Origin of the sequence: Streptomyces sp. NPDC046881 (assembly GCF_040645015.1) — a bacterium.
In the GTDB taxonomy this organism is placed as follows: Bacteria; Actinomycetota; Actinomycetes; order Streptomycetales; family Streptomycetaceae; genus Streptomyces.
Window position 1 is genome coordinate 83,558 of the sequence record NZ_JBEYXJ010000012.1, and the last position, 24,801, is coordinate 108,358.

The window sequence follows — 24,801 nt, forward strand, 5'->3', positions numbered from 1 at the left end:
GCGTGGGTGCCCGGTGTTCATGCGGGGTCCGTGGGGCCAAGTGCGTAGTGGTAGGGGATCCTCGCGGATGTCCTTTGGTCTCGCGGGCCTACCTTCTTTGTACCGCGAGCCGGGAGGAAGCGGAACCCCAGCCCGCACTTCTTTACTTCCAGGTTCAAACAGGGCGAAACGGTCGTCCGTTCACGCCGGTCCGCGTCGCCGGTTGGCGTACCAGACAAGGCCGGCGGTCGCCGCCGCCGCGCCTATCGCCGCCGCCGCGACCAGTGCCGGGCGGGGCGGGACGGAGAACCCGGGCAGCCGCTTCTTGAGCGGGACCGGGTGGCGGAACTCCAGAACCGGCCACCCGCGGGCGAGTGCCTCGCGGCGCAGCGCGCGATCCGGGTTCACGGCGTGCGCGTGTCCGACCTCCCGGAGCATCGGCAGGTCGGTCGCCGAGTCGCTGTAGGCGTAGCAGCGGTCGAGGTCGTAGCCCTCGGACGCGGCCAGCTCCCTGATGGCCTCGGCCTTGGTCGGGCCGTAGGCGTAGTACTCCACCTCGCCGGTGAAGCACCCGTCCTCGCCGACGACCATGCGGGTGGCGACCACCCGGTCCGCGCCCAGCAGCTCGCCGATCGGCTCGACCACCTCGGCGCCCGAGGTGGACACGATCACCACGTCCCGGCCGGCCGCGTGGTGCTCCTCGATGAGGGAGGCGGCCTCGTCGTAGATGATCGGGTCGATCAGATCGTGCAGGGTCTCGGCGACGATCTCCCGCACCTGCTGGACGTTCCAGCCGCGGCACAGTGCGGAGAGATACTCGCGCATGCGCTCCATCTGGTCGTGGTCCAGGCCGCCGGCGAGGAAGACGAACTGGGCATATGCGGTACGCAGCGCGGCCCTGCGGTTGATCAGCCCGCCTTGGTAGAAGGACTTGCTGAAGGTGAGCGTGCTGGACTTCGCAATGACCGTCTTGTCCAGGTCAAAGAAGGCCGCTGCGCGGGGCAAGGAGTGGTTTTCCACGCCCCTGAGCATAGGCGCCCACCATTCGGCGTAAGGTGGGGCGCGTGGGTTTGCCTGAGAGGGCTCTCGGGTACACCATGGAAGTCACGGATCGTTCGCGACCGTGCTAACCCGGTCCGACTCCTCCCCCCCCGAGTCGGCCGTGGGGACGACCCCCGCTCTCCCCCCCGGCGGGGGTCGTCGCATGTCCGGACGCGTTTTCTCGCTCCTCCCCTTTCCTCACGCGGCTGTACGGCCGGCGGCGCGCCGTTGCGGCCGCCCCTTCGTCATGCCCACGTTCGGTCACGCACCGTAATCGAAAGACTGCTCTGTGGAAGTCGCACACGGATCAGTACAGGGGTCACCGGTATGGGTGACGAAGATATTCACAGGCCCCGGCCTGTCCACAGTTTTCGAGCAAGATCCACATCATTTCGCGGATCGCTGCACCGTGATTCCAGCGCACTCCGGCCGCGGCGAGTTCATGGCCGGTTCCGATTGCCGGAGCGCGTATGGCCGGTTTCTGTCGGCCGTTCATATGGAGGCCGCTTGCCGGTTCTTCACACCTTTGGGAATCGCGCGGTCGCGGAGGCTGCGCGGCCCGTGCAGCGAAGGGGGAACACCCGTGACCGGAACCGTCACACACGATCCGCCGCCCGGCCCCGCAGCCAGGCCCGGACGGCCGCTCATCGTCACCGAGGACGCCGCTCTCCTGGACGATCTGCTGCGCCTGTGCGCGGCGGCAGGCGCCACACCCGAGGTCCACCACGGCGTACCGGAATCCGACGACCGCTGGGCGACCGCGCCGCTCGTGCTCGTCGGCGACGACGCAGCCCGCCGGGTGCGCGGGGCCGCGCGGCGGCCCGGCGTGGTGCTGGTGGGCCGCGATCAGGACGACTCGGGGGTGTGGAAACGAGCCGTCCAGATCGGCGCCGACCATGTCCTGATGCTTCCCGACGGCGAGCCGTGGCTGGTCGACCGCATCGCCGACGTCGCCGAGGGCATCGGCCGTCCGGCCCTCACCGTCGGGGTGATCGGCGGCCGGGGCGGGGCCGGCGCGTCCACGCTCGCGTGCGCGCTCGCCGTCACCTCCGCGCGTGAGGGACTGCGCACACTCCTGGTGGACGCCGATCCGCTCGGCGGCGGACTCGACGTACTCCTCGGCGGCGAGAGCACCGAAGGACTGCGCTGGCCCGCCTTCGCCGCCTCCCGCGGCCGGGTCGGCGGCGGCGCGCTTGAGGAGTCGCTGCCCGAACTGCACTCCCTGCGCGTGCTCAGCTGGGACCGCGGTGACTGCGTCGCCGTTCCGCCGCCCGCGGTCCGTGCGGTGCTGGCCGCCGCGCGGCGGCGCGGCGGCACGGTCGTGGTCGACCTGCCCCGCCGTCTCGACGACGGGGTCGCCGAAGCCCTCGCCCAGCTCGACCTCGCCCTCCTCGTCGTCCCGGCCGAACTGCGGGCGGTCGCGGCGGCCGGCCGCGTCGCCTCCGCCGTCGGCATGGTCGTGCGCGACCTGCGGGTGGCGGTCCGCGGGCCGTACGCCCCCGGCCTGGACGACCACGAGGTGGCCCGGCTGCTCTCCCTGCCGCTGGCCGGTGAGGTGCCCGTCGAACCGGCGCTGCTGCGTCCACGGGGCGGCGCGAAACCCCCGGGCGCGACCGGACGCGGCCCGCTCGCCCGCTTCTGCGCGCACTTCTGGGAACGCGCCCTGGTCGAGGCGGGAGGCACCCGATGACCCTGCCGGGACTCGACCGGGCCGACGGCGCGGCCCTGCTCGACGGCGTCCGCCGCTGGCTCGCCGAGAGCGGCGCCGAACCCACCCCCGCGCGCGTGGCCCAGGCACTGCGCGAACAAGGCCGCGTGCTCGGCGACGCGGAGGTGCTCGGCGCGGCCGAACACCTGCGCTCCGAACTCGTCGGCACCGGTCCCCTGGAGCCGCTCCTCGCCGACCCCGACGTCACCGACGTCCTGGTCTCCGCTCCCGACCGGGTGTGGGTGGACCGCGGCGGCGGTCTGGAGCTGACGACGGTGACCTTCCCCGACGCGGCGGCCGTACGACGTCTCGCGCAGCGGCTGGCCGCCGTGGCCGGACGCCGGCTGGACGACGCCCGGCCCTGGGCGGACGCCCGGCTCCCCGACGGCACCCGGCTGCACGCGGTGCTGCCCCCGGTGGCCGTCGGCTGCACCTGCCTGGCCCTGCGGGTCGTGCGGCCCCGGGCCTTCACCGTCGAGGAGCTCGTCGCGGCCGGCACGGTGCCGCCCGGCGGCGACCGGATCCTGCGAGCGCTGATCAAGGCACGACTGTCCTTCCTGGTCAGCGGTGGCACCGGAGGTGGCAAGACGACCTTGCTGAGCGCCCTGCTCGGGCTCGTCGGACCGGGTGAGCGGATCGTGCTCGCCGAGGACTCGGCCGAGCTGAGGCCGGAGCACCCGCACGTCGTCCGGCTGGAGACCCGGCCCGCCAACCAGGAGGGCGCCGGCCTGGTCAGCCTGGAGGACCTGGTGCGGCAGGCGCTGCGGATGCGGCCGGACCGGCTGGTCGTCGGCGAGGTACGCGGACCGGAGGTCGTGCACCTGCTCGCGGCCCTCAACACCGGTCACGAGGGCGGCTGCTGCACGGTCCATGCCAACGCCGCCGCCGATGTGCCGGCCCGGCTGGAGGCGCTGGCCACGGCCGCCGGACTGGACCGGGCCGCGCTCCACAGCCAGTTGGCGGCCGCCCTCTCGGTGGTGGTGCACCTCGTACGGGACCGGTCCGGGCGGCGCCGGATCGCCGAGGTGCATGTGCTGGAGCGGGACGGCACCGGGCTGGTGCGGACGGTACCGGCCCTGCGATGGGGCGAGCGGGCGTTCGTACGGGAGCGGGGATGGGAGCGGCTGCGGCAACTCCTGGGGGGTTCCGCGGCTTTGGAGGGAGCCTTCGCGGGTCCGGGAGCGACCGGTGAGTCCGGGATGACGGACGAGGTTCGTGGAGCGCGGGAGAGGTGACCGGAATGATCGGTGAGACGTCCATGGGGGCCGCGCTGGTCTGCTTCGGTGCGTTGGCCTGGCTGCTGGGCGGGCGGCACTACGGGATGCGGCGGGCACGGCTGCTGCTGGCCGGCGGCGGGGTGGTGGCGACGGGGCCGCCCGCCTGGGAGCAGGCCCTCGCGGAACTGCGGCGCCGGTGCGGCCGGTGGGGAGCCGAGTGGTGGGCGCTCGTCGCCGGGCTCGTGCTCGCCCTGCTGGGTTCCTCGGTGATTCCGGTCGTCGCGGGGGCGGCCGGGGTCCCGGTGCTCCGCCGGATGCGGCTGGCCCGGCAGGCCCGGCGTACACGGGAGCAGCGGGCCGACACGGTGATCGCCCTGTGCGGGGCGCTCGCCGGGGAGGTGCGGGCGGGCCGGCAGCCGGGGGAGGCGCTGCTGCGGGCCGCGCGGGATTCCGGCGGGCTCGGCGACGCACAGGCCGCCGTGGTGGCGGCGGCACGGTTCGGCGGGGACGTGCCCGGCGCGCTGGCGGCGGCGGCGCGGCAGCCGGGCGCGGAAGGCCTGCTCGGACTCGCCGCGTGCTGGCGGGTGGCTGTGGACCGGGGTGCCGGGCTGGCGGCCGGCCTGGACCGGCTGGACGGGGCGCTGCGTGCCGAGCGCGACCAACGCGCCGACCTGCACGCCCAGCTGTCGGGCGCCCGCGCCACCGCGGTGCTGCTCGCCGCACTGCCCGCCCTCGGCCTGCTCCTCGGTACGGCCATGGGCGCGGACCCCCTGCGGATCCTGCTGCACAGCGGGGCCGGCCTCGGCTGCCTGACGGCCGGGGCGGTGTTCGAGGTGGCCGGGATGTGGTGGGCGGTGCGGATCGTGCGGGGGGCGGAGGCGGTGTGAGGCGGGTGGTGTGAGACGGCGGTGTGAGAGGTGGCGCTAGGTGCGGGTGTGGGCGACGGAAGGGCGGTCGGTATGAGGCGGGCGGTGCGCGAGGCGGCGGGTGGAGACAGGGGGAGGCGGCTGGTGGGCGATGCGGCGAGCGGTCCGGAGGCCCGGGTGGCGGGGGAAGGGCGGACGGTATGAGCGGGGAAGTCGTCCACAGGCTGGGGACGGCGGTGGCCGCCGCGCTGGCCCTCGGCTGGGCCGCCCGATGGCTGGAGCTGGCGCGGCGTCGGCGTCGGGCGCGGCGCCGGGCGGCTGAGCTGCTGGGGCACGGAGTCCCCACGGCCAGAAGGCCGTTCGTGATCCCCGGTGCGGTACGGCGGTGGCTTTCGGCGGCCGGTGCGGCGTGCGGTGTGTGGGTGCTGGTCGGCGGGGTCACCGGGGGCCTGCTCGGGCTGGGCGTGGGGGCAGCGCTGTGGCGGTGGCGGGGCCGGCAGACCTCCTCCGGTCAGCAGGAGGTGATCGACACCGCCGGGGCGGCGCGCCAACTTCCGCTCGCCGCCGACCTGCTGGCCGCCTGCATCGCGGCCGGTGCCGGTCCGGTGATCGCCGCCCAGGCGGTGGGCGAGGCCCTCGGTGGCCCCGTCGGCCAGGCGCTGGCGCGCGGCGCGGCGGAGGTCCGGCTCGGCGGTGAACCGGCGGACGCCTGGCGGAGCTTGGCGGCGCTGCCCGGTGCGGACGTGCTGGCGCGGTTGCTGGAGCGGGCCGGTCAGTCGGGGCTGCCCGCGGTCGGCCCGGTCTCCCGCCTCGCGTCGGACGCGCGCGCGGAGTGGGCCCGGACGGCGACGGCCCGGGCACGCCGGGCGGCCGTACTGATCTCGGCGCCGGTCGGCCTGTGCTTCCTGCCCGCGTTCATCGCGGTCGGGGTGCTGCCGGTCGTGATCGGACTGGCGGGCGGGGTGATGGGAGGCAGCTGAGGAGGACGGGAGCGGACCAGCACACGGACATCAGGTAAGCGCCGAAACGGCAACGGATCGAAGCCTCACGGGGGTTGGAATGTTCGGAAAGATCAGGAAAGCGGTGCTCCGGTTGCGCGGGGCGGGCCGCAAGGACACCGGAATGGTGACGTCCGAGTACGCCATGGGCATCATCGCGGCCGTCGCGTTCGCGTTCGTGCTCTACAAGGTCGTCAACAGCGGTCAGGTCCAGGCGGAGCTGCAGGACATCGTGAAGAAGGCGCTCAGTGCGCGGATGTGAGCGGGGCGGTGACCGGGGGTTCGTGACCGCGGAGGCGGCCGTGGTGCTGTCCGTGCTGGTGGCGTTCACGATGGCGTTGGTCTGGGGGCTGCTCGTGGTGGCGGCGCAGATCGAGTGCGTGGACGCGGCCCGCGCGGGCGCCCGGGCCGCCGCCCGTCAGGACCCGGCCGACGCGGTGGTGACGGTGACCCGGGAAGCGGCACCGCGGGGAGCACGGGTGACCGTCGCCCGCGAGGGCGACCGGGTCCGCGTGACGGTGGTGGCCAGACCACCGGTGCTGAGCGGGCTGCCGTTCGAGGTACGGGAGGAGGCCGTGGCGCTCGCCGAGGACACGGTGGGGGCGGCGCCGGGAGCGGGGGAGGCGGGGCCGTGACGCGTGGGGGTGAAGCGGGCCGGGGGCACGGACGCGCCGATGGCCGGGGGCGGGTCGGATGCCTGCACCGGCGGTGGAACGGCCGGCGGGGCGGCGCTGAGGCGCCACGCAGCAGCGCTGGGGACATGGGGCAGGGGCACGACTCCGATCGCGGGTCCGCCACCGTCTGGAGTCTGGGGGCGATCGCCGTGCTGTGCGTGGTGTTCGGTGCCGTGCTCGCGCTCGGGCAGGCCGTCGTCGAACGGCACCGGGCGGCCGGCGGCGCCGACCTGGCCGCGCTCGCGGCGGCGGACCACTGGGCCGAGGGCGGCACGGCGGCCTGCGCCCGGGCCGAGCGGCTGGTGGCGGCCCAGGAGGTGCGGCTGGTGCGCTGCGCGATCGTGGGCGACACCTCGGAGGTGACGGCGACCGCGGGACGGGGGCCGTTCACTGCGGAGGTCAGGGCGAGAGCGGGACCGCCGGGACCGCCGGCTCCGCTGCCGCCCAGCGCACCGGGCGGACCCCGCGTCGCACCGCCCGCCCTGCCGCGCGCGCCTGACACCCCGGTGCCGGGAGACGCCGAGCAGCCCGGAGGCTGGTAGCCGTGAGCCGTGAGCCGTGAGCCGTGAGCCGTGAGCCGTGAGCCGTGAGCCGTGAGCCGTGAGCCGTGAGCCGTCAGCCGTTCAGCCCGCGAGCCGCCGAGCCACCGAGCCCGCGAGTCGCCAGCCCCGGCCCGTGGACCCCGCCCTAAGCCATCCCCCGGCCCACGGACCCAGCCCTAACCATCGCCACCCGTAGACCGAGCCCCCCGCCCCCCGGGCCCTGGACCCAACCCCTAACCCAGCAGCTCCCCATCCCCCGTCGGCTTCTCCTCCGGTGCCCCCCGCAACAGCACCGTGAGCAGGCGGACCGCGCCCCTCTTGTGCAGTGGGTCGTTGCCGTTGCCGCACTTGGGGGACTGGATGCAGGACGGGCAGCCGGCCTCGCACTCGCAGGAGGCGATGGCCTCGCGGGTGGCCGAGAGCCAGGCGCGGGCGGTGTGGAAGGCGCGCTCGGCGAAGCCCGCGCCGCCGGGGTGGCCGTCGTAGACGAAGACCGTCGGGAGCAGCGTGTCGGGGTGCAGCGGGATCGAGACGCCGCCGATGTCCCAGCGGTCGCAGGTCGCGAAGAGGGGCAGCATGCCGATGGAGGCGTGCTCGGCGGCGTGCAGGGAGCCGCCGAGGATCTCCGGGGTGATCCGGGCCTCGTCCAGCTGGTCCTCGGTGACCGTCCACCACACCGCGCGCGTGCGCAGCGTACGAGGAGGGAGGTCGAGTTTCGTCTCGCCCAGCACTTCGCCGGTGATCAGGCGTCTGCGGAGGTAGGAGACCACCTGGTTGGTGACCTCCACGGAGCCGTAGCAGAGGCGGCCGGCGCCCCACGGGACCTCGGTGTCCGTCTCCAGGATGGAGATGGACGTGGTGTCGCGGGCGACCGTCGAGTATGGCGGGTCGGCCTGCTCGACGAGGGCGACGGAGTCCTCCAGGTCCAGGGAGCGCACCAGGTAGGTGCGGCCCTGGTGCAGGTGGACGGCGCCCTCGTGGACCGTGGAGTGCGCGGCGCCCGCGTCGACCGTGCCGAGCAGACGGCCCGTGCCGGACTCGACGACCTGCACCGGACGGCCGCCGGCGCCGCGGATATCGGTGAGATCGGCGGCCCGCTCCCGCCGGGTCCAGTGCCAGGACTTGGTCCGGCGCCGGAGCAGCTTCGCGGCCTCCAGCTGCGGCAGCACGTCCGCGCAGGCGGGGCCGAAGAGGTCCAGGTCCTCCTCGGTCAGCGGCAGCTCCGCGGCGGCGGCGCACAGGTGCGGGGCGAGGACGTAGGGGTTGTCGGGGTCGAGGACGGTCGATTCCACCGGCCGGTCGAACAGGGCCTCGGGGTGGTGGACCAGGAAGGTGTCCAGCGGGTCGTCGCGGGCGACGAGGACCGCGAGGGCGCCCTGGCCGGAGCGGCCGGCGCGGCCCGCCTGCTGCCACAGGGAGGCGCGTGTGCCCGGGTAGCCGGCGATCACCACCGCGTCCAGGCCCGAGACGTCCACGCCCAGCTCCAGGGCCGTCGTGGCGGCGAGGCCGAGGAGCTCGCCGGAGTGCAGCGCGCGTTCCAGCGCGCGGCGCTCTTCGGGGAGGTAGCCGCCCCGGTAGGCCGCGACACGCCGGACCAGGGAGCGGTCCACCTCGGCGAGCCGCTCCTGGGCGATCACCGAGATCAGCTCGGCGCCGCGCCGGGAACGCACGAAGGCGACCGAGCGCACGCCCTGGACGGTCAGGTCGGTCAGCAGATCGGCCGTCTCGGCGGTGGCGGTACGCCGTACGGGTGCACCCCGCTCGCCCTGGAGTTCGGTCAGCGGGGGTTCCCAGAGGGCGAAGACCAGCTCCCCGCGCGGGGAGGCGTCGTCGGCGACCTCCACGACCGGCAGGCCGGTCAGCCGCCGGGCGGCGACGGCGGGCTCGGCGGCGGTCGCCGAGGCCAGCAGGAACACGGGAGAGGAGCCGTAGCGGGCGCACAGGCGGCGCAGCCGGCGCAGCACCTGGGCGACGTGCGAGCCGAAGACGCCCCGGTAGGTGTGGCACTCGTCGATGACGACGTACTTGAGCGACTTCAGGAAGGAGGACCAGCGCGGGTGGGCGGGGAGTATCCCGCGGTGCAGCATGTCCGGGTTGGTCAGGACGTAGTTGGCGTACTGGCGGATCCACTCCCGTTCCTCGACCGGTGTGTCGCCGTCGTACACGGCCGGGCGTACCGAGGTGCCGAGAGGTTGTGAAAGTTCCTTCACCGACCGGCACTGGTCCGCCGCGAGCGCCTTGGTGGGGGACAGGTAGAGGGCGGTCGCGCCGCGGCCGTTCGGCGCCTCGGCACCGCCCAGAAGGGTGGACAGGACGGGCACGAGGTAGGCGAGGGACTTGCCGGAGGCGGTGCCGGTGGCGACGACCACCGAGTCGCCGTCCAGGGCGTGCTCCGCGGCCAGCGCCTGGTGCGCCCACGGGTGCTGGATGCCGCACGCCTGGACGGCCGCGATCACCTCGGACCGAATCCGCTCAGGCCAGACGGCATGGCGACCCGCGCGCGGGGGCAAGTGCTCCGTATGAGTGATGCGCGCAGCCCGGCTCGGCCCGGAGGCGAGCCGGTCCAGGACTGTGCCCGGAGACGGGCGGGAGGCCGCGTGGGCCTGGGGTCGATCGGATCGGTGATTCTTGGCCATCGGCACCGAGTGTGTCACTGGCGTGACGGACAATGGAGTCAAGGCGTCGTGCACGCCTGCCGGTAAGTGATTGAATGCCATCGCGGCTGGCGTAGCGTCCCGGGGGCCGCAAGCCGAGGTGCCCGAGGGGCGAACCGCTCGATAGCAAGGTGCTGGAGGATCCGTGGACCTGTCCCTGTCGACCCGTACCGTCGGCGATCGTACGGTCGTCGAGGTCGGTGGCGAAATCGACGTATATACCGCGCCCAAGCTGCGCGAGCAGCTGGTCGAGCTGGTGAACGACGGGAATTTCCACCTCGTCGTCGACATGGAGGGCGTGGACTTCCTCGACTCCACCGGGCTCGGCGTGCTGGTCGGCGGCCTGAAGCGGGTTCGGGCCCATGAGGGCTCGCTGCGCCTGGTCTGCAACCAGGAGCGCATTCTCAAGATCTTCCGGATCACCGGCCTCACCAAGGTGTTCCCGATCCACACCTCGGTCGAGGAAGCGGTGGCGGCCACCGACTGATCGGTCACCGACTGATCGGTCACGACCGATCCGGACCACTTGCCGGCGACGGGCTCCTGCGGGGCCCGGACGCCGGCCGGTCCCGTCCGGCCGGTCCCGTCCCGGACCGACGCAGAGGATGCGCAGGAGGCGGGCCGGGGCACAGAAGTACACCTGGGGTGCGGGCGCCCGGCGGCCCCGCCCCCGACCGCACGCCCGTAGTCGCGAGGGGGATGCATGGCCACCGTCGAACTCCGCTTCAGCGCGCTGCCCGAGCACGTCAGGACCGCCCGGCTGGTGGCGGCAGCGGTGGCGCGCAGGGCCGGGGTGGACGAGGCCGTCCTGGACGAGGTGCGGCTCGCCGTGGGCGAGGCCTGCTCCCGTGCCGTCGGACTGCACCAGAACAGCGGCGTCACGGCACCGGTGAAGGTGGCGCTGATCGAAGAGGAGAAACAGTTCTCCATCGAGGTCGGCGACGAGGCGCCGCACGCCGCTCCGGGCGGCGACACGCCCGGTGCCGCGCAGGACGGCGACGCGGAGGTCGAGGAGGACGAGATGGGCCTCGCGGTCATCAGCGGCCTCGTCGACGACGTGGAGGTCAGCACCGGGCGCAACGGCGGCCTGATCCGCATGACCTGGCCGACCGCACCGCCGGCCGCCGCACTCGCCTGACCCGTCCGGCCGGCCGGACCGGTCCGGACCCGAGCAATCGCACAGGGGCCCTGCTGAGCAGGGCCCCTGTCGCGTTTTCCGGATGCCCCCGGGAATTCGTGAAGGAATTCACGATCAAAAATCCCGATAATTTGATCAAGCAACCAACTGGCCGTCAATGCCTCAGGGGCATTACTTCTTTCGGGTTCGCTGTAGGTGCATGCAGGCCAATTCCGTTTACCGTCCCCTGTTTAGATCACCCGGCGGTACCTACAATCCGTCCACATCTTGAGCTCAGCCCAAGCGTCAAGGAGGACGAATGGCGGGGCTTTCTACCCCACGTCAGTTGGGTCACCCCTCTTCTCTCGCAGCCGCGGTCCTGACCGACGACAACCGGATCATCGTGGCCGTCATCGCGGCGGTCGCCGTGGCCGCGCTGGTGGTCGCGGGGATCCTGGTCCGCCAGGTGCTGGCGGCCGGCGAGGGCACCGACAGCATGAAACGGATCGCCGAGGCGGTCCAGGAAGGTGCCAAGGCGTATCTCGCCCGGCAGTTGCGCACGCTCGGCGTATTCGCCGTCGTCGTCTTCTTCCTGCTCATGCTGCTGCCCGCGGACGACTGGAATCAGCGGGCCGGCCGCTCGGTGTTCTTCCTGATCGGAGCGTTGTTCTCGGCGGCCACCGGCTATATCGGCATGTGGCTCGCCGTGCGCAGCAATGTGCGGGTCGCCGCGGCGGCCCGGGAAGCAACCCCGGCGGAAGGCGAACCGGAAAAGGATCTCACCACCGTCTCGCACACCGCGATGAAGATCGCATTTCGCACGGGCGGCGTCGTCGGCATGTTCACGGTGGGGCTCGGCCTGCTGGGCGCCTCCTGTGTCGTGCTGGTGTACGCCGCCGACGCGCCGAAGGTGCTGGAGGGCTTCGGCCTCGGCGCCGCCCTGATCGCGATGTTCATGCGGGTGGGCGGCGGCATCTTCACCAAGGCCGCCGACGTCGGCGCCGACCTGGTCGGCAAGGTCGAACAGGGCATTCCGGAGGACGACCCGCGCAATGCCGCGACCATCGCCGACAACGTGGGCGACAACGTCGGCGACTGCGCGGGCATGGCGGCCGACCTCTTCGAGTCGTACGCCGTGACCCTGGTGGCCGCGCTGATCCTGGGCAAGGCCGCCTTCGGCGACTCCGGACTGGCCTTCCCGCTGCTGGTGCCCGCCATCGGCGTGCTCACCGCGATGATCGGCATCTTCGCGGTCGCCCCGCGCCGCGCCGACCGCAGCGGCATGACGGCGATCAACCGCGGCTTCTTCATCTCCGCGGTGATCTCTCTCGCGCTGGTCGCGATCGCGGTCTTCGTCTATCTGCCGTCGAAGTACTCCGCCCTCAACGGGGTCACCGACGCGGCGATCAAGGGCAAGGACGGCGACCCGCGCATCCTCGCGCTGGTCGCGGTGGCCATCGGCATCCTGCTCGCCGCCGTCATCCAGCAGCTGACCGGCTACTTCACCGAGACCAACCGCCGCCCGGTACGGGACATCGGCAAGACCTCCCTCACCGGACCCGCCACCGTCGTCCTCTCCGGCATCTCGGTGGGCCTGGAGTCGGCCGTCTACACCGCGCTGCTCATCGGGCTCGGCGTGTACGGCGCGTTCCTGCTCGGCGGTACGTCGATCATGCTGGCGCTGTTCGCGGTGGCGCTGGCCGGCACCGGCCTGCTCACCACGGTCGGCGTGATCGTCGCCATGGACACCTTCGGGCCGGTCTCCGACAACGCCCAGGGCATCGCCGAGATGTCCGGCGACGTCGAGGGCGCGGGCGCGCAGGTGCTCACCAACCTGGACGCGGTCGGCAACACCACCAAGGCCATCACCAAGGGCATCGCCATCGCCACCGCCGTCCTCGCCGCGTCGGCGCTGTTCGGGTCGTACCGCGACGCGATCACCACCAACGTGCACGACGTCGGCGTGAAGCTGACCGGTCCGGGCTCGCCGCTCAGCCTGTCGCTGGACATCTCGCAGCCCAACAACCTCGTCGGCCTGGTCGCGGGCGCGGCGGTCGTCTTCCTCTTCTCCGGACTGGCCATCAACGCGGTGTCCCGCTCGGCGGGTTCGGTGGTGTTCGAGGTGCGGCGGCAGTTCCGCGAGCACCCCGGGATCATGGACTACACCGAGAAGCCCGAGTACGGGAAGGTCGTCGACATCTGCACCAGGGACGCCCTGCGGGAGCTGGCCACGCCGGGTCTGCTCGCCGTCATGGCGCCGATCTTCATCGGGTTCACGCTCGGCGTCGGCGCGCTCGGCTCCTACCTCGCCGGCGCGATCGGCGCGGGCACGCTGATGGCGGTGTTCCTGGCCAACTCCGGTGGCGCCTGGGACAACGCCAAGAAGCTGGTGGAGGACGGCCACCACGGCGGCAAGGGCAGCGAGGCGCACGCGGCCACGGTGATCGGGGACACGGTCGGCGATCCCTTCAAGGACACCGCCGGCCCCGCGATCAACCCGCTGCTGAAGGTCATGAACCTGGTCTCGCTGCTCATCGCACCGGCGGTGATCAAGTTCTCCTACGGCGACGACAAGAACCTCGGCGTGCGGATCGGGATCGCGGTCCTCGCACTGCTGGTGATCGTCGTGGCCGTGTACATCTCCAAGCGGCGCGGGATCGCCGTCGGTGACGACGACGGCGCCCAGCGGGTCGCCAACTCGGCGGATGCCGCGGTCGCTTCGTAGGACCGGTCGGCACGGCCTGGTCAACGGGCGGGCGGACGGCGCGTACTGACGCGCCGGCCGCCCGCTTCCGTGTCGGCGCGTCCCGCCGTGAGCCTTCTCTCCCATGGTGCGAAAGGTCACAAAAGACGACTTATGGCTTGCCCGGCAGGGGGTGGGGGTGTGTTCGCCGTGTAGATTCCGGGGGCCGAGAGCCATGGAAGGGACCGATCCGGTGAACAAGAAGCTCGCGGCCGCACTGTCCGGCGGTGCGGTACTGGTAGTGGCGGTGTCGGGATGCAGCGGCAGCAGCGGCGGTGACGAGGGACCCGACCCCAAGCTGGTGTCCTGGGCCAAGACGGTGTGCGACGCGGTTCCCGCGCCGAACGCCAAGATCAGGTCGGCCAACGCCGCGATCGCGGCCATCGCCACGGACAGCAACCTCCCGCCCAAGAGCGCGCAGAAGACGTACGCCGAGGCCTTCCAGGACATGGCCGACGGCTACAAGGCGCTCGCCGACGCCCTCGACACCGCCGGCGCGCCCCCCGGTGTCGACGGTGGAGCCAAGCTGCAGAAGGACGCCGCCAAGAACCTCGCCGGCCTCTCCTCGTCGTACGCCGAGCTGAAGAAGAAGGTCGACGGGCTCGACACCAAGGACCAGGGCAAGTTCGCCCGCGGCCTCAAGGACGTCGCCAGCCAGTCCAAGGAGATCGGCAAGCAGAGCGACAGCGGCACCCAGGCGCTGAAGCGGCTGGAGCAGGAGGACGTCAAGAAGGCGATGGCCAAGCAGCCCAGCTGCAAGGTCGCCGCTTCCTCCGCCGCCTCCCCGAAGGCCCCGGCGACCGCCGGCTGACGTCGGCGGACGGCCGCGCGCGCAGTCGGCCCCGGGCGGCCGTCCCGGGCCACAATGGGGGCGTGACTGACTCCGGACTCGCTCCCCTGCCCGCTCCCGACCGGCCCGACAGCGCCGCGCGCCTGAGGGACGCGCTGCTGGCCGCCTCCTTCACCGCCGACGGGCTGCTCGACCTGCTCGGCCCCGCCGCGTACGCGGCGCTGGCCCGCAGCGAGACCGTGCCCGCGCTCCGGGCGACCCGTGGCGACTCGCCGCTGGAGACGCTGGTACGGCTGTTCCTGCTCCAGCAGCCGGTGCCCCACGCGCGCGTGGCGGACGTTCTGCCGGTCGAGGACGCGCTGGAGGCCGGCTGGCTCACGCGCGTGGGCGGCGACGAGGTGGCCGCCGCCGTGGACGTACGGCCGTACGGCGGTCCCGGCGGCGAGGACTGGTTCATCGTCTCCGACCTCGGCTGCGCGGTCGGCGGGGCCGGCGGCATCGGCCGGCACGACGAGCGGGTCGTGCTGGGCGTCGGCGGCGCCTCCACGACCCTCGCCGGCATCACCGTCCGCACGCCCGTCACCTCCGCCCTGGACCTCGGCACCGGCTCCGGCATCCAGGCACTGCACGCCGCGCAGCACGCCACGCGCGTGACGGCGACCGACCTCAACCCGCGCGCGCTGCACATCACGGCGCTCACCCTGGCGCTGTCCGGCGCGCCCGCCGCCGACCTGCGGGAGGGGTCGCTGTTCGAGCCGGTCCGGAGCGACGAGACGTTCGACCTGATCGTCTCCAACCCGCCGTTCGTGATCTCCCCGCGGGCCCGGCTGACGTACCGGGACGGTGGCATGGGCGGGGACGATCTGTGCCGCTCGCTCGTTCAGGAGGCGGGGGAACGGCTGAACGAGGGCGGGTTCGCGCAGTTCCTCGCGAACTGGCAGCACGTGGCGGGGGAGGACTGGCAGGACAGACTCAGGTCGTGGGTGCCGCGCGGGTGCGATGCCTGGATCGTGCAGCGCGAGGTACAGGACGTCACGCAGTACGCCGAGCTGTGGCTGAGGGACGCCGGTGACCACCGCGGGGACCCGGCGGAGTACCAGGCGCGGTACGACGCCTGGCTCGACGAGTTCGAGGCGCGCAAGGTCAGGGCGGTCGGCTTCGGCTGGATCACTCTGCGCAGGACCGGGTCCGCCGACCCCGTCGTCACGGTGGAGGAGTGGCCGCACCCGGTCGAGCAGCCGCTCGGGGAGACGATCCGGGCGCACTTCGACCGGCTCGACTACCTCCGGGCGCACGACGACGCGGCGCTGCTGGACAGCCACTTCCGGCTCGCCGCCGAGGTGGTCCAGGAGCAGGTCGGGCTGCCCGGCGCCGAGGACCCGGAGCACGTGGTGCTGCGCCAGCACCGCGGGGTGCGCCGGGCGACGAAGGTGGACACGGTCGGCGCCGGGTTCGCGGGCGTGTGCGACGGCACGCTCAGCGCCGGCCGGATCCTGGACGCCATCGCGCAGCTCGTCGGCGAGGACCCGGTGCTGCTCCGCGACCGCACGCCCGCGCAGATCCGGCTGCTGGTGGAGCAGGGCTTCCTGGAGCCGGTGGGCTGACCGGGCGCCGGGGTGCCGTGAGAGGGGGCCGGGCAGCTGCGGTACCCCGGGTGCCCCAGCCGTCGTAGGCGCGGTCCGATCATCTTCTGATCGGGGCGTGGGCACTGTCGTATGCCTGGGGCACGCGCGCTCGGAACATGCCGACGGTGGCCGGAGCGGACCCGCTGCCGGAAAACGGCCGGAAAAATATGGGTGCGGGATGCGGCACAGCTTGATTCGGACACGAGTTCGAATACAGGCAGGCCTTCCGTTCACCTCGATGTCGCCTGTTCGCCGCCCGCGCATGCCACCCTCCCCGCGCTGGGCGGAACCGATGGCGGACAGGGGCGGACGGACGATGGAGAGCGGTCCGGCGATCTTCGCGGGAGTGGTGTTCGCCCTGTTCGGGGCCGGTCTGCTGGCCTGGACCGGGACACGTGTGCGGCGCCGGGAGCCGGTGGCCGTCGGTGTGAACCGCGTCGCTTCGGCCACCGTCGCGGGCGTGGCCGCCACGGCCGCGCTGGCCCTCTCCGCGTACTGCCTGACCCGCCTCTGAGGCGGGCGCGCACCATGTCCACGGAGTGAGGGGAGCGTCACGCTCCGGACAGGGGTGCGGGGGCAGCCTGGCAGTCCGGGCGGCAGGAATGGCGGTAGTCGGGTTACCGTTCGAGTGGCCGTTGTGGGCTTTTCCCGTTTGACACGGGGGCGGGATGTAGCGTCACACTCCGCAGCGTCACACGAGCCAGCAGTACGCCGCGACCCCGGGACCAAGGCCTGGGGAGGCCCCCAGCGTCGACCGGAGAGAAGAGCGAAGTTGTCCCCGACCAGCGAGACCGCACAGGGCGGTCGCCGACTCGTCATCGTCGAGTCGCCTGCCAAGGCGAAGACGATCAAGGGCTACCTCGGCCCCGGCTACATCGTCGAGGCGAGCGTCGGGCACATCCGCGACCTTCCCAACGGCGCCGCGGAGGTGCCGGAGAAGTACACCGGCGAGGTGCGCCGGCTCGGTGTGGACGTCGACCATGACTTCCAGCCGATCTATGTCATCAACGCGGACAAGAAGGCCCAGGTCAAGAAGCTCAAGGACCTGCTGAAGGACTCCGACGAGCTCTTCCTCGCCACCGATGAGGACCGGGAGGGCGAGGCGATCGCCTGGCACCTCCAGGAGGTCCTGAAGCCGAAGATCCCGGTCAAGCGCATGGTGTTCCACGAGATCACCAAGGACGCCATCCGCGAGGCCGTCGCCAACCCGCGCCAGCTCAACCAGAAGCTGGTCGACGCCCAGGAGACCCGCCGCATCCTCGACCGCCTTTACGGGTACGAGGTTTCGCCGGTCCTCTGGAAGAAGGTCATGCCCCGGCTGTCGGCCGGCCGTGTCCAGTCGGTCGCCACACGACTCGTCGTCGAGCGGGAACGCGAGCGCATCGCGTTCCGTTCCGCCGAGTACTGGGACCTGACGGGCACCTTCGCGACCGGCCGCGCGGGAGACCCGTCGGACCCGTCGTCGCTGGTCGCCCGCCTGCAGACCGTCGACGGCAGGCGGGTCGCGCAGGGCCGCGACTTCGACTCCGTGGGACAGCTCAAGAGCGCGAACACCCTGCACCTCGACGAGGCGAGCGCCCGTGCCCTCGCCGCCGCCCTGGAGAACACCCGCTTCTCCGTGCGGTCCGTCGAGTCCAAGCCGTACCGCCGCTCGCCGTACGCCCCGTTCCGTACGACGACGCTGCAGCAGGAGGCCAGCCGCAAGCTCGGCTTCGGCGCGAAGGCGACCATGCAGATCGCCCAGAAGCTGTACGAGAACGGCTACATCACGTACATGCGTACGGACTCCACGACCCTGAGCGACACCGCGGTCACCGCGGCCCGCGCCCAGGTCACGCAGCTGTACGGCGCCGAGTACCTGCCGGCCACCCCGCGCGTCTACGCCGCCAAGGTCAAGAACGCGCAGGAGGCCCACGAGGCGATCCGTCCCTCGGGTGATCGTTTCCGCACGCCCGCGGAGACCGGACTGACCGGCGACCAGTTCAAGCTGTACGAGCTGATCTGGAAGCGGACCGTCGCCTCCCAGATGAAAGACGCGACCGGCAACAGCGTCACGGTGAAGATCGGCGGTGCTGCCGCCGACGGCCGCGACGTCGAGTTCAGCGCCTCCGGCAAGACGATCACCTTCCACGGCTTCCTGAAGGCCTACGTCGAGGGTGCCGACGACCCGAACGCCGAGCTGGACGACCGCGAGCGCCGGCTGCCGCAGGTCTCCGAGGGCGACGCGCTGTCCGCCGAGGAGATCACGGTCGACGGCCACGCCACCAAGCCCCCGGCCCGCTACACCGAGGCCAGCCTGGTCAAGGAGCTGGAAGAGCGCGAGATCGGCCGCCCGTCGACGTACGCGTCGATCATCGGCACCATCCTCGACCGCGGCTACGTCTTCAAGAAGGGCACGGCACTCGTCCCGTCCTTCCTGTCCTTCGCCGTGGTGAACCTGCTCGAGAAGCACTTCGGGCGGCTCGTGGACTACGACTTCACGGCCAGGATGGAGGACGACCTCGACCGCATCGCGGCCGGCGAGGCCAAGGCCGTGCCGTGGCTGAAGCGCTTCTACTTCGGTGAGGGCACGGCCACGGGCGGCGCGGCCGACGCCGGCAACGGCGACGGGGACCACCTCGGCGGCCTCAAGGAACTGGTGACCGACCTGGGCGCGATCGACGCGCGCGAGGTGTCGTCGTTCCCGGTGGGCAACGACATCGTCCTCCGCGTCGGCCGCTACGGCCCGTACATCGAGCGCGGCGAGAAGGACACCGAGCAGCACCAGCGCGCCGACATCCCGGACGACCTGGCACCGGACGAGCTGACCGTCGAGCTGGCCGAGGAACTGCTGGCCAAGCCCAGCGGCGACTTCGAGCTGGGCACCGACCCGGCCACCGGGCACACGATCGTCGCCAAGGACGGCCGCTACGGCCCGTACGTCACGGAGGTCCTCCCCGAGGGCACCCCGAAGTCGGGCAAGAACGCGGTCAAGCCGCGGACGGCCTCGCTCTTCAAGTCCATGTCACTCGACACGGTGACGCTCGAGGACGCGCTGAAGCTGATGTCGCTGCCGCGCGTCGTCGGCACCGACGCCGACGGCCAGGAGATCACCGCGCAGAACGGCCGCTACGGCCCGTACCTGAAGAAGGGCACGGACTCGCGCTCGCTGCAGGCCGAGGACCAGATCTTCACGATCACGCTGGAGGAGGCGCAGGCGATCTACGCCCAGCCGAAGCAGCGTGGCCGGGCCGCCGCCAAGCCGCCGCTGAAGGAGCTGGGCGAGGACCCGGTCTCCGGCAAGCCGGTCGTGGTCAAGGACGGCCGCTTCGGCCCGTACGTCACCGACGGCGAGACGAACGCGACCCTCCGCTCCGGCGACAGCGTCGAAACGATCACTCCGGAGCGTGGTTTCGAGCTGCTCGCCGAGAAGCGGGCGAAGGCTCCGGCCAAGAAGACCGCGAAGAAGGCGGCGGCGAAGAAGACCGCACCGGCGAAGAAGACCGCCGCCAAGAAGACGGCCGCGAAGAAGACGACGGCTGCCGCGAAGAAGACGACCGCCAAGAAGACCACCGCGAAGAAGGCGACGGCTTCCAAGGCGACGGCTTCGGGCACGGAGGACTGACCTCGCTCCGGCCCGGCGGCGCACCCGCCGGCCGGGTCCGCGAAACGAACGCCCCGGTACCGTCTCGGTACCGGGGCGCACTCGTGCGGACACGCGAGGTGTGGTGTCAGCGGCTGCGGATAGGCTGAACGCATGACGCGAGCCGAGCAGCCAACGGCCCACACCACAGCACCGGACGACGCCCTGGTCGCGGACTCCCGCGAGCGCGCCGTCCGTTCCCTGCTGCGCCGACCGCAGTTGAGGCGCTTGTGGAGCGCGCAGCTGGTGAGCGGAGTCGGTGACGCCCTCTCCCTCTTCGTGCTGGTCCTCCTGGTCCTCCAGGCGGCCATAGCCGAAGGAGCCTTCGGCGGCGGCTACCGGGGCGTGGCGTTCGCAGTGGCGACGGTCTTCGCGGCCCGCATCCTCGCCGCGCTGCTCTTCGGCGCCGTCCTCCTCGGCCCGCTGACCTCGCTCACCGCCCAGGAGGGCCCGCTCGACCGCCGCTGGACCATGGTCGGCGCCGACGGCCTGCGCGCCGCCCTGCTGATCATCGCCCCCCTGTGGATCGACTGGACCCCGGACGACGCGCTCGCGGTGCTGCTGGTCACGGCCTTCGTCACCGGCGTCGCCGAGCGGCTGTGGACCGTGTGCCGGGAGAGTGCCGCCCCCGCCCTGCTGCCGGCCCCGCCCCCGGAGGGCGCGACGGTACGGCCGCTGCCGGACCACCTGGACGCGCTGCGCCGCCTGTCGCTGCGTACGACCTTCCTTGCGATCCCGCTGGCCGCCGCCGCCCTGATCGTCGCCGCCCTGCTCAACAACCTGCTCGGCACCGGAGTGGCCTGGTTCGACCAGCACCACGCGGCCCTCGGGTCGTACGTGGCGGCGGGCCTGTTCGCCGCCTCGCTGTCCGTGCTGGTCTACCTGGAGCTGCCCGACACGCGCACCCCGCGCGCGCGGTCCCCGCTGGAGGGCCTGCGCCGCCCGCGCACCGGCACCGGCGTCGACAAGGGCCGCACGGGCGCCATCCCGCTGCTCGTCCCGGCCTGTGCCGGGGTCGCCGGCGCGATCGCGGCGGCCGTCGCGGTGTGCGTGCTGCACGCCAAGGACCTCGGCGGCGGCCCGGTGCTCTACGGGCTGCTGGTGCTGGGCCTGACCGGCGGTGTCGCCATCGGTGTCCGGTCCGCCCCCGCGCTGCTGCCCTCGCTCTCCCGCCGCCGCCTGCTGGCCCTGGCGATCGCCGTCACCGGCATCGCGCTGCTGGCCGCCGGGCTGGTCCCGGACGTCACCACCGTCCTGCTGATCGTCACGCTGGCCGGCGTCGGCGCGGGCGTGGCCGCCCACACCGGGCACACCCTGCTCGACCAGGAGACCGAGGACCACCGCCGGGCGCGTACCACCGAGCACCTGCACGCCGTGGTCCGCGTCTTCATAGCGCTCGGCGCCCTGGTCGCGCCCCTGGTCGCCGCGCTGATCGGCCCGCACCGGCTGGAGAACGGCAAGTTCGTCTTCGCGCACGGCGGTGCCGCCTTCACGCTGATGCTGGTCGGCGCGCTGCTGCTGCCGGTGGCCGCGCTGGTGCTCGCCAAGGTCGACGACCGGTCCGGGGTGCCGCTGCGCCACGACCTCAGGGACGCGCTGCTCGGCGGCGACGACCCGGTCACCGCGCCGGCGGCGAGCGGCTTCTTCATCGCCCTGGAGGGCGGCGACGGCGCCGGCAAGTCCACCCAGGCCGAGGCCCTCGCCGAGTGGATCCGCGCCAAGGGCCACGAGGTCGTGCTCACCCGCGAGCCCGGTGCCACCCCGGTGGGCAAGCGGCTCCGCTCGATCCTGCTGGACGTGTCCTCGGCAGGCCTGTCGCACCGCGCGGAGGCGCTGCTGTACGCCGCCGACCGCGCCGAGCACGTCGACACGGTCGTACGCCCCGCCCTGGAGCGCGGCGCGGTGGTGATCTCCGACCGCTACATCGACTCGTCCGTCGCCTACCAGGGCGCCGGCCGCGACCTGTCCCCGACCGAGATCGCCCGCATCAACCGCTGGGCCACCAACGGGCTCGTCCCGCACCTCACCGTCCTGCTGGACGTCTCCCCGGAGGCCGCCCGCGAGCGGTTCACCGAGGCGCCGGACCGGCTGGAGTCGGAGCCCGCGGAGTTCCACGCGCGCGTGCGGGCCGGTTTCCTCACGCTGGCCGCCTCCGACCCCGGCCGCTACCTGGTCGTGGACGCCGGGCAGGAGCCCGAGGCCGTCACCACCGTGATCCGGCACCGCCTGGACATCGTGCTGCCGCTGTCCGAGGCCGAGATCAAGGCCCAGGAGGAGGCCCGCAGGAAGGCCGAGGAGGAGGCCCGCCGCAAGGCCGAGGAAGAGGCCGCCCGCAAGGCCGAGGAGGAGCGCCTGGAGCGCGAGCGCCAGGAGCAGCTCGCCCGTCTGCGCGCCGAGGAGGAGGAGCGCAAGCGCCGCGAGCTGGAGGAGGCGCAGCGGCGCGAGGCGGAACGGCAGGCGGAGGAGGCCCGGCAGCGGGCCGAGGAAGCGCGCCGGCGCGCGGAGGAGGAGCGGCAGCGGCTGCTCGCCGAGGAGAAGGCACGCGCCGAGGAGGAGGCCCGCCGCAGGGCCGAGGAGGAGCGGCGCCGCAAGGAGGCCGAGGAGGAGGCCCGGCGGCGCGCCGAGGAAGAGGCCCGGCAGGCCCGGCTGCGCGCGGAGGAGGAAGCCCGGCAGGCCCGTCTGCGCGCCGAGGAGGAGGCCCGGCGCCTGGAGGCGCAGCGCAAGGCGGAGGAGGCGCTGCTGCGGGCCGAGGAGGCCCGCCGGCAGGCCGCCGAGGCCGCGGCGGCCGCCGACGCGGCGGCCCGCAGGCCCAGCGCGCCCCTGCCCGCGGCACCGGGCGTGGTCCCGGACGCGGTGACGGTCCCCACACCGGTGGTGTCGCCGGACGCGGCCGCGCGCGGGACGGACACCCGGGGCACGGACGAGGAGACGACGGTGCTGCGTCCGGTGCGCGAGGAGCGCGTCCCCCGTGACGCCCGGGGCGCCCACTCCGACGCCGAGGTGACCACCCAGCTGCCGCAGCCGCCGGTGGCCACCGGACCGGCCGACGAGACCGCGGTGCTGCCGCGGGTGCCGTCGGCCGCGGCGGACGAGACGGCCGTGCTGCCGCCGGTGCCCGCCGACGAGACGGCCGAGCTGCCGTCGGTGGCTCCGGGTGCGGCGGACGAGACCGCGGTGCTGCCGCCCGTACGGGACGACGCCCCGTCGGACCGGGTGCCGCCCGGTTTCTTCCGGGACGAGCAGCCCGCCGCGGGTCCCGACGGCTCCGAGCCGCGCACGCGTGAGATGCCGCAGCTCGACGCCGACGGCACGCCCCGCACCCGACAGCGCTCCGACTGGGCCGAGGAGACCCCGCTCGACGACCTGCCGACGCTGGCCGACGAGCTGCTGGGTTCCTACGACGAGGGCGAGTACGGCGACCAGGGCGCCGGCGAGGAACAGGGCCGCAAGGGCCGCGGCCGGGGCCGCCGGGGCTGAGCGGCACGAGCCCGGGCGGCCGGCGACGCCGGGCGCCCGGGACATCGGAGGGGCGGTGCCTCTGCGCGCCGGCTACGGCCGTAGCTCCCCGCCGACGCCGGCGGCGGACAACGGGGCCGGACGCCGACGCCGGCGGCAGCCCCTCCGCCGCCGGGCCGGGCCGTCGGTGCCGGCCGGTCACAGGCGCCCCTGACCATGGACGGGGGCGCCGTGGCAGGCGTAGCCCCGCACCGGGCACACGTAGCTCCGCCACCGGACAGTCGTAACCCCGGCACCGGGCACACGTAGCTCCGCCACCGGACAGTCGTAACCCCGGCACCGGGCACACGAGCTCCGCCACCTGACAGACGCCCCCCGCACCGGCCAGACGTGCCCGCACCCGCGCCCTCACCCCCGTCCCACCGTCCCCGCACTCACCGCCCCCGCACCCTCCGCCCGCACCCGTTGTCAGTCCCCACCCGCACAATGGAGTCCGGAATGCGGGATGTGACGGAAGGGCGGCGTGACCCATGACCGTGTGGGACGACCTCGTCGGGCAGGAGAAGGTGAGCGCGGTGCTCGACGCGGCCGCGCGGGACGCCGACGCCCTCGTCACGGCCGCCGCCGCGGACGAACCGCTGCCCGAGGCGTCGAAGATGACCCACGCCTGGCTGTTCACGGGCCCGCCGGGCGCGGGCCGGAACCAGGCGGCGCGGGCCTTCGCCGCCGCCCTGCAGTGCGTGAGCCCCGACCGCGCTCTCGGCGGCACCCCCGGCTGCGGCTTCTGCGACGGCTGCCACACCGCGCTGCTCGGCACCCACGCGGACGTCACGACGGTCGCCGCGGTCGGCGCCGAGATCCTGGTCAAGGACATGCGGGACACGGTCCGCAAGTCGTTCACCTCCCCGGCGAACGGCCGCTGGCAGATCATCCTGGTCGAGGACGCCGAGCGGCTGAACGAGAAGTCGGCCAACGCCGTCCTCAAGGCCGTCGAGGAGCCCGCCCCCCGCACGGTCTGGCTGCTGTGCGCCCCGTCCATCGAGGACGTCCTGCCGACCATCCGCTCCCGCTGCCGCCACCTGAACCTGCGCACCCCGTCGGTCGAGGCGGTCGCCGACATGCTCGTCCGGCGCGACGGCATCGAGCCCGCGGTCGCCGCGTCGGCCGCCCGCGCCACCCAGGGCCATGTCGACCGTGCCCGGCGGCTGGCCACCGACCCGGCGGCCCGCGAGCGCCGTGCCGCCGTGCTCAAGCTGCCGCTGCGGCTGGACGAGGTCGGTGCCTGCCTCAAGGCCGCGCAGGAACTGGTCGACGCGGCCGCCGAGGACGCCAAGCAGCTCGCCGAGGAGATGGACGGCAAGGAGACCGAGGAGCTGAAGGCGGCGCTCGGCGCGGTCCAGGGCGGCCGGCTGCCGCGCGGCACGGCGGGGGTGATGAAGGACCTGGAGGACATGCAGAAGCGCCGTAGAACCCGTACGCAGCGCGACAGCCTGGACGTCGCCCTCGGCGACCTCACCGCCTTCTACCGCGACGTCCTCGCCCTGCAGCTCGGCACCCGCGTGGCGATCGCCAACGCCGACGCCGAGGACGCCCTGGAGCGGCTGGCCCGCGGCAGCACCCCCGAGTCCACGCTCCGCCGCATCGAGGCGATCGCCGCGTGCCGCGAGGCCCTGGACCGCAATGTGGCTCCGCTGCTGGCGGTGGAGGCGATGACGATGGCGTTGCGGGCGGGGTGAGGCGCCGCGCACCATGTCACCCGTGGGGATGTC

The 24,801-nt window shown here is 73.3% G+C and carries 18 protein-coding genes; 16 read left to right on the top strand and 2 right to left on the bottom strand.

Annotated elements, in window-relative coordinates:
* Positions 1-180 precede the first annotated feature (180 nt).
* A complete protein-coding gene (locus ABZ923_RS09035) occupies positions 181-1,011 on the bottom strand; it encodes an HAD-IB family hydrolase (RefSeq protein ID WP_361468711.1) in 831 nt (276 codons plus the stop codon).
* A gap of 592 nt (positions 1,012-1,603) precedes the next feature.
* Here ABZ923_RS09035 and ssd point away from each other — a divergent pair.
* The 7 genes from ssd (at position 1,604) to ABZ923_RS09070 (ending at position 7,025) form a co-directional block, all read left to right on the top strand.
* Positions 1,604-2,710, top strand: a complete 1,107-nt coding sequence (gene ssd / locus ABZ923_RS09040; protein ID WP_361468713.1) for a septum site-determining protein Ssd — start codon at positions 1,604-1,606, stop codon at positions 2,708-2,710.
* Positions 2,707-3,963 carry a TadA family conjugal transfer-associated ATPase gene (locus tag ABZ923_RS09045; RefSeq protein WP_361468716.1) on the top strand — a complete coding sequence of 419 codons (1,257 nt, stop codon included), beginning with the start codon at positions 2,707-2,709 and terminating at the stop codon, positions 3,961-3,963. Before ssd ends, ABZ923_RS09045 begins: the two co-directional genes overlap by 4 nt.
* A gap of 5 nt (positions 3,964-3,968) precedes the next feature.
* Positions 3,969-4,832, top strand: coding sequence for a type II secretion system F family protein (locus ABZ923_RS09050; protein WP_361468719.1), 864 nt, complete (start codon positions 3,969-3,971; stop codon positions 4,830-4,832).
* Positions 4,833-5,011: 179 nt separating this feature from the next.
* Positions 5,012-5,791 (top strand): type II secretion system F family protein, encoded by a 780-nt coding sequence (locus ABZ923_RS09055; RefSeq protein ID WP_361468722.1) that lies wholly within the window; start codon positions 5,012-5,014, stop codon positions 5,789-5,791.
* A 79-nt stretch (positions 5,792-5,870) separates the two neighbouring features.
* Positions 5,871-6,071 (top strand): DUF4244 domain-containing protein, encoded by a 201-nt coding sequence (locus ABZ923_RS09060; protein ID WP_361468724.1) that lies wholly within the window; start codon positions 5,871-5,873, stop codon positions 6,069-6,071.
* A gap of 22 nt (positions 6,072-6,093) precedes the next feature.
* On the top strand, positions 6,094-6,444 hold the full coding sequence (locus tag ABZ923_RS09065; RefSeq protein ID WP_361468789.1) for a TadE family type IV pilus minor pilin: 351 nt from the start codon (positions 6,094-6,096) through the stop codon (positions 6,442-6,444).
* Between the two features lie 125 nt (positions 6,445-6,569).
* Entirely contained in the window at positions 6,570-7,025 is a 456-nt protein-coding gene (locus ABZ923_RS09070) for an Rv3654c family TadE-like protein (RefSeq protein WP_361468727.1), read from the top strand.
* Positions 7,026-7,258: 233 nt separating this feature from the next.
* Here ABZ923_RS09070 and ABZ923_RS09075 read toward each other — a convergent pair whose 3' ends face one another.
* A complete protein-coding gene (locus ABZ923_RS09075; RefSeq protein ID WP_361468730.1) occupies positions 7,259-9,742 on the bottom strand; it encodes a DEAD/DEAH box helicase in 2,484 nt (827 codons plus the stop codon).
* 82 nt (positions 9,743-9,824) lie between these two features.
* On the opposite strand from ABZ923_RS09075, the gene bldG reads away from it, so the two are divergent.
* The 9 genes from bldG (at position 9,825) to ABZ923_RS09120 (ending at position 24,768) form a co-directional block, all read left to right on the top strand.
* Positions 9,825-10,166 (top strand): anti-sigma factor antagonist BldG, encoded by a 342-nt coding sequence (gene bldG, locus ABZ923_RS09080; RefSeq protein WP_010986038.1) that lies wholly within the window; start codon positions 9,825-9,827, stop codon positions 10,164-10,166.
* Positions 10,167-10,382: 216 nt separating this feature from the next.
* On the top strand, positions 10,383-10,817 hold the full coding sequence (locus ABZ923_RS09085) for an ATP-binding protein (RefSeq protein ID WP_361468732.1): 435 nt from the start codon (positions 10,383-10,385) through the stop codon (positions 10,815-10,817).
* 298 nt (positions 10,818-11,115) lie between these two features.
* Entirely contained in the window at positions 11,116-13,521 is a 2,406-nt protein-coding gene (locus ABZ923_RS09090; protein ID WP_361468734.1) for a sodium-translocating pyrophosphatase, read from the top strand.
* Positions 13,522-13,732: 211 nt separating this feature from the next.
* Positions 13,733-14,350, top strand: coding sequence for a small secreted protein (locus ABZ923_RS09095; protein WP_361468737.1), 618 nt, complete (start codon positions 13,733-13,735; stop codon positions 14,348-14,350).
* Between the two features lie 62 nt (positions 14,351-14,412).
* A complete protein-coding gene (locus ABZ923_RS09100; protein ID WP_361468739.1) occupies positions 14,413-15,933 on the top strand; it encodes a class I SAM-dependent methyltransferase in 1,521 nt (506 codons plus the stop codon).
* Positions 15,934-16,270: 337 nt separating this feature from the next.
* The gene (locus tag ABZ923_RS09105) at positions 16,271-16,468 is read left to right on the top strand and encodes a hypothetical protein (RefSeq protein ID WP_361468741.1); all 198 of its coding nucleotides are present in this window, start codon (positions 16,271-16,273) and stop codon (positions 16,466-16,468) included.
* 258 nt (positions 16,469-16,726) lie between these two features.
* A complete protein-coding gene (gene topA / locus ABZ923_RS09110) occupies positions 16,727-19,558 on the top strand; it encodes a type I DNA topoisomerase (protein WP_361468742.1) in 2,832 nt (943 codons plus the stop codon).
* A 132-nt stretch (positions 19,559-19,690) separates the two neighbouring features.
* Complete coding sequence (gene tmk, locus ABZ923_RS09115; RefSeq protein ID WP_361468745.1) at positions 19,691-23,053, top strand: dTMP kinase; 3,363 nt, start codon at positions 19,691-19,693, stop codon at positions 23,051-23,053.
* 509 nt (positions 23,054-23,562) lie between these two features.
* Positions 23,563-24,768: a DNA polymerase III subunit delta' gene (locus tag ABZ923_RS09120; RefSeq protein ID WP_361468748.1), complete on the top strand. Its 1,206-nt coding sequence runs from the start codon at positions 23,563-23,565 to the stop codon at positions 24,766-24,768.
* The last annotated feature ends 33 nt before the right edge of the window (positions 24,769-24,801 follow it).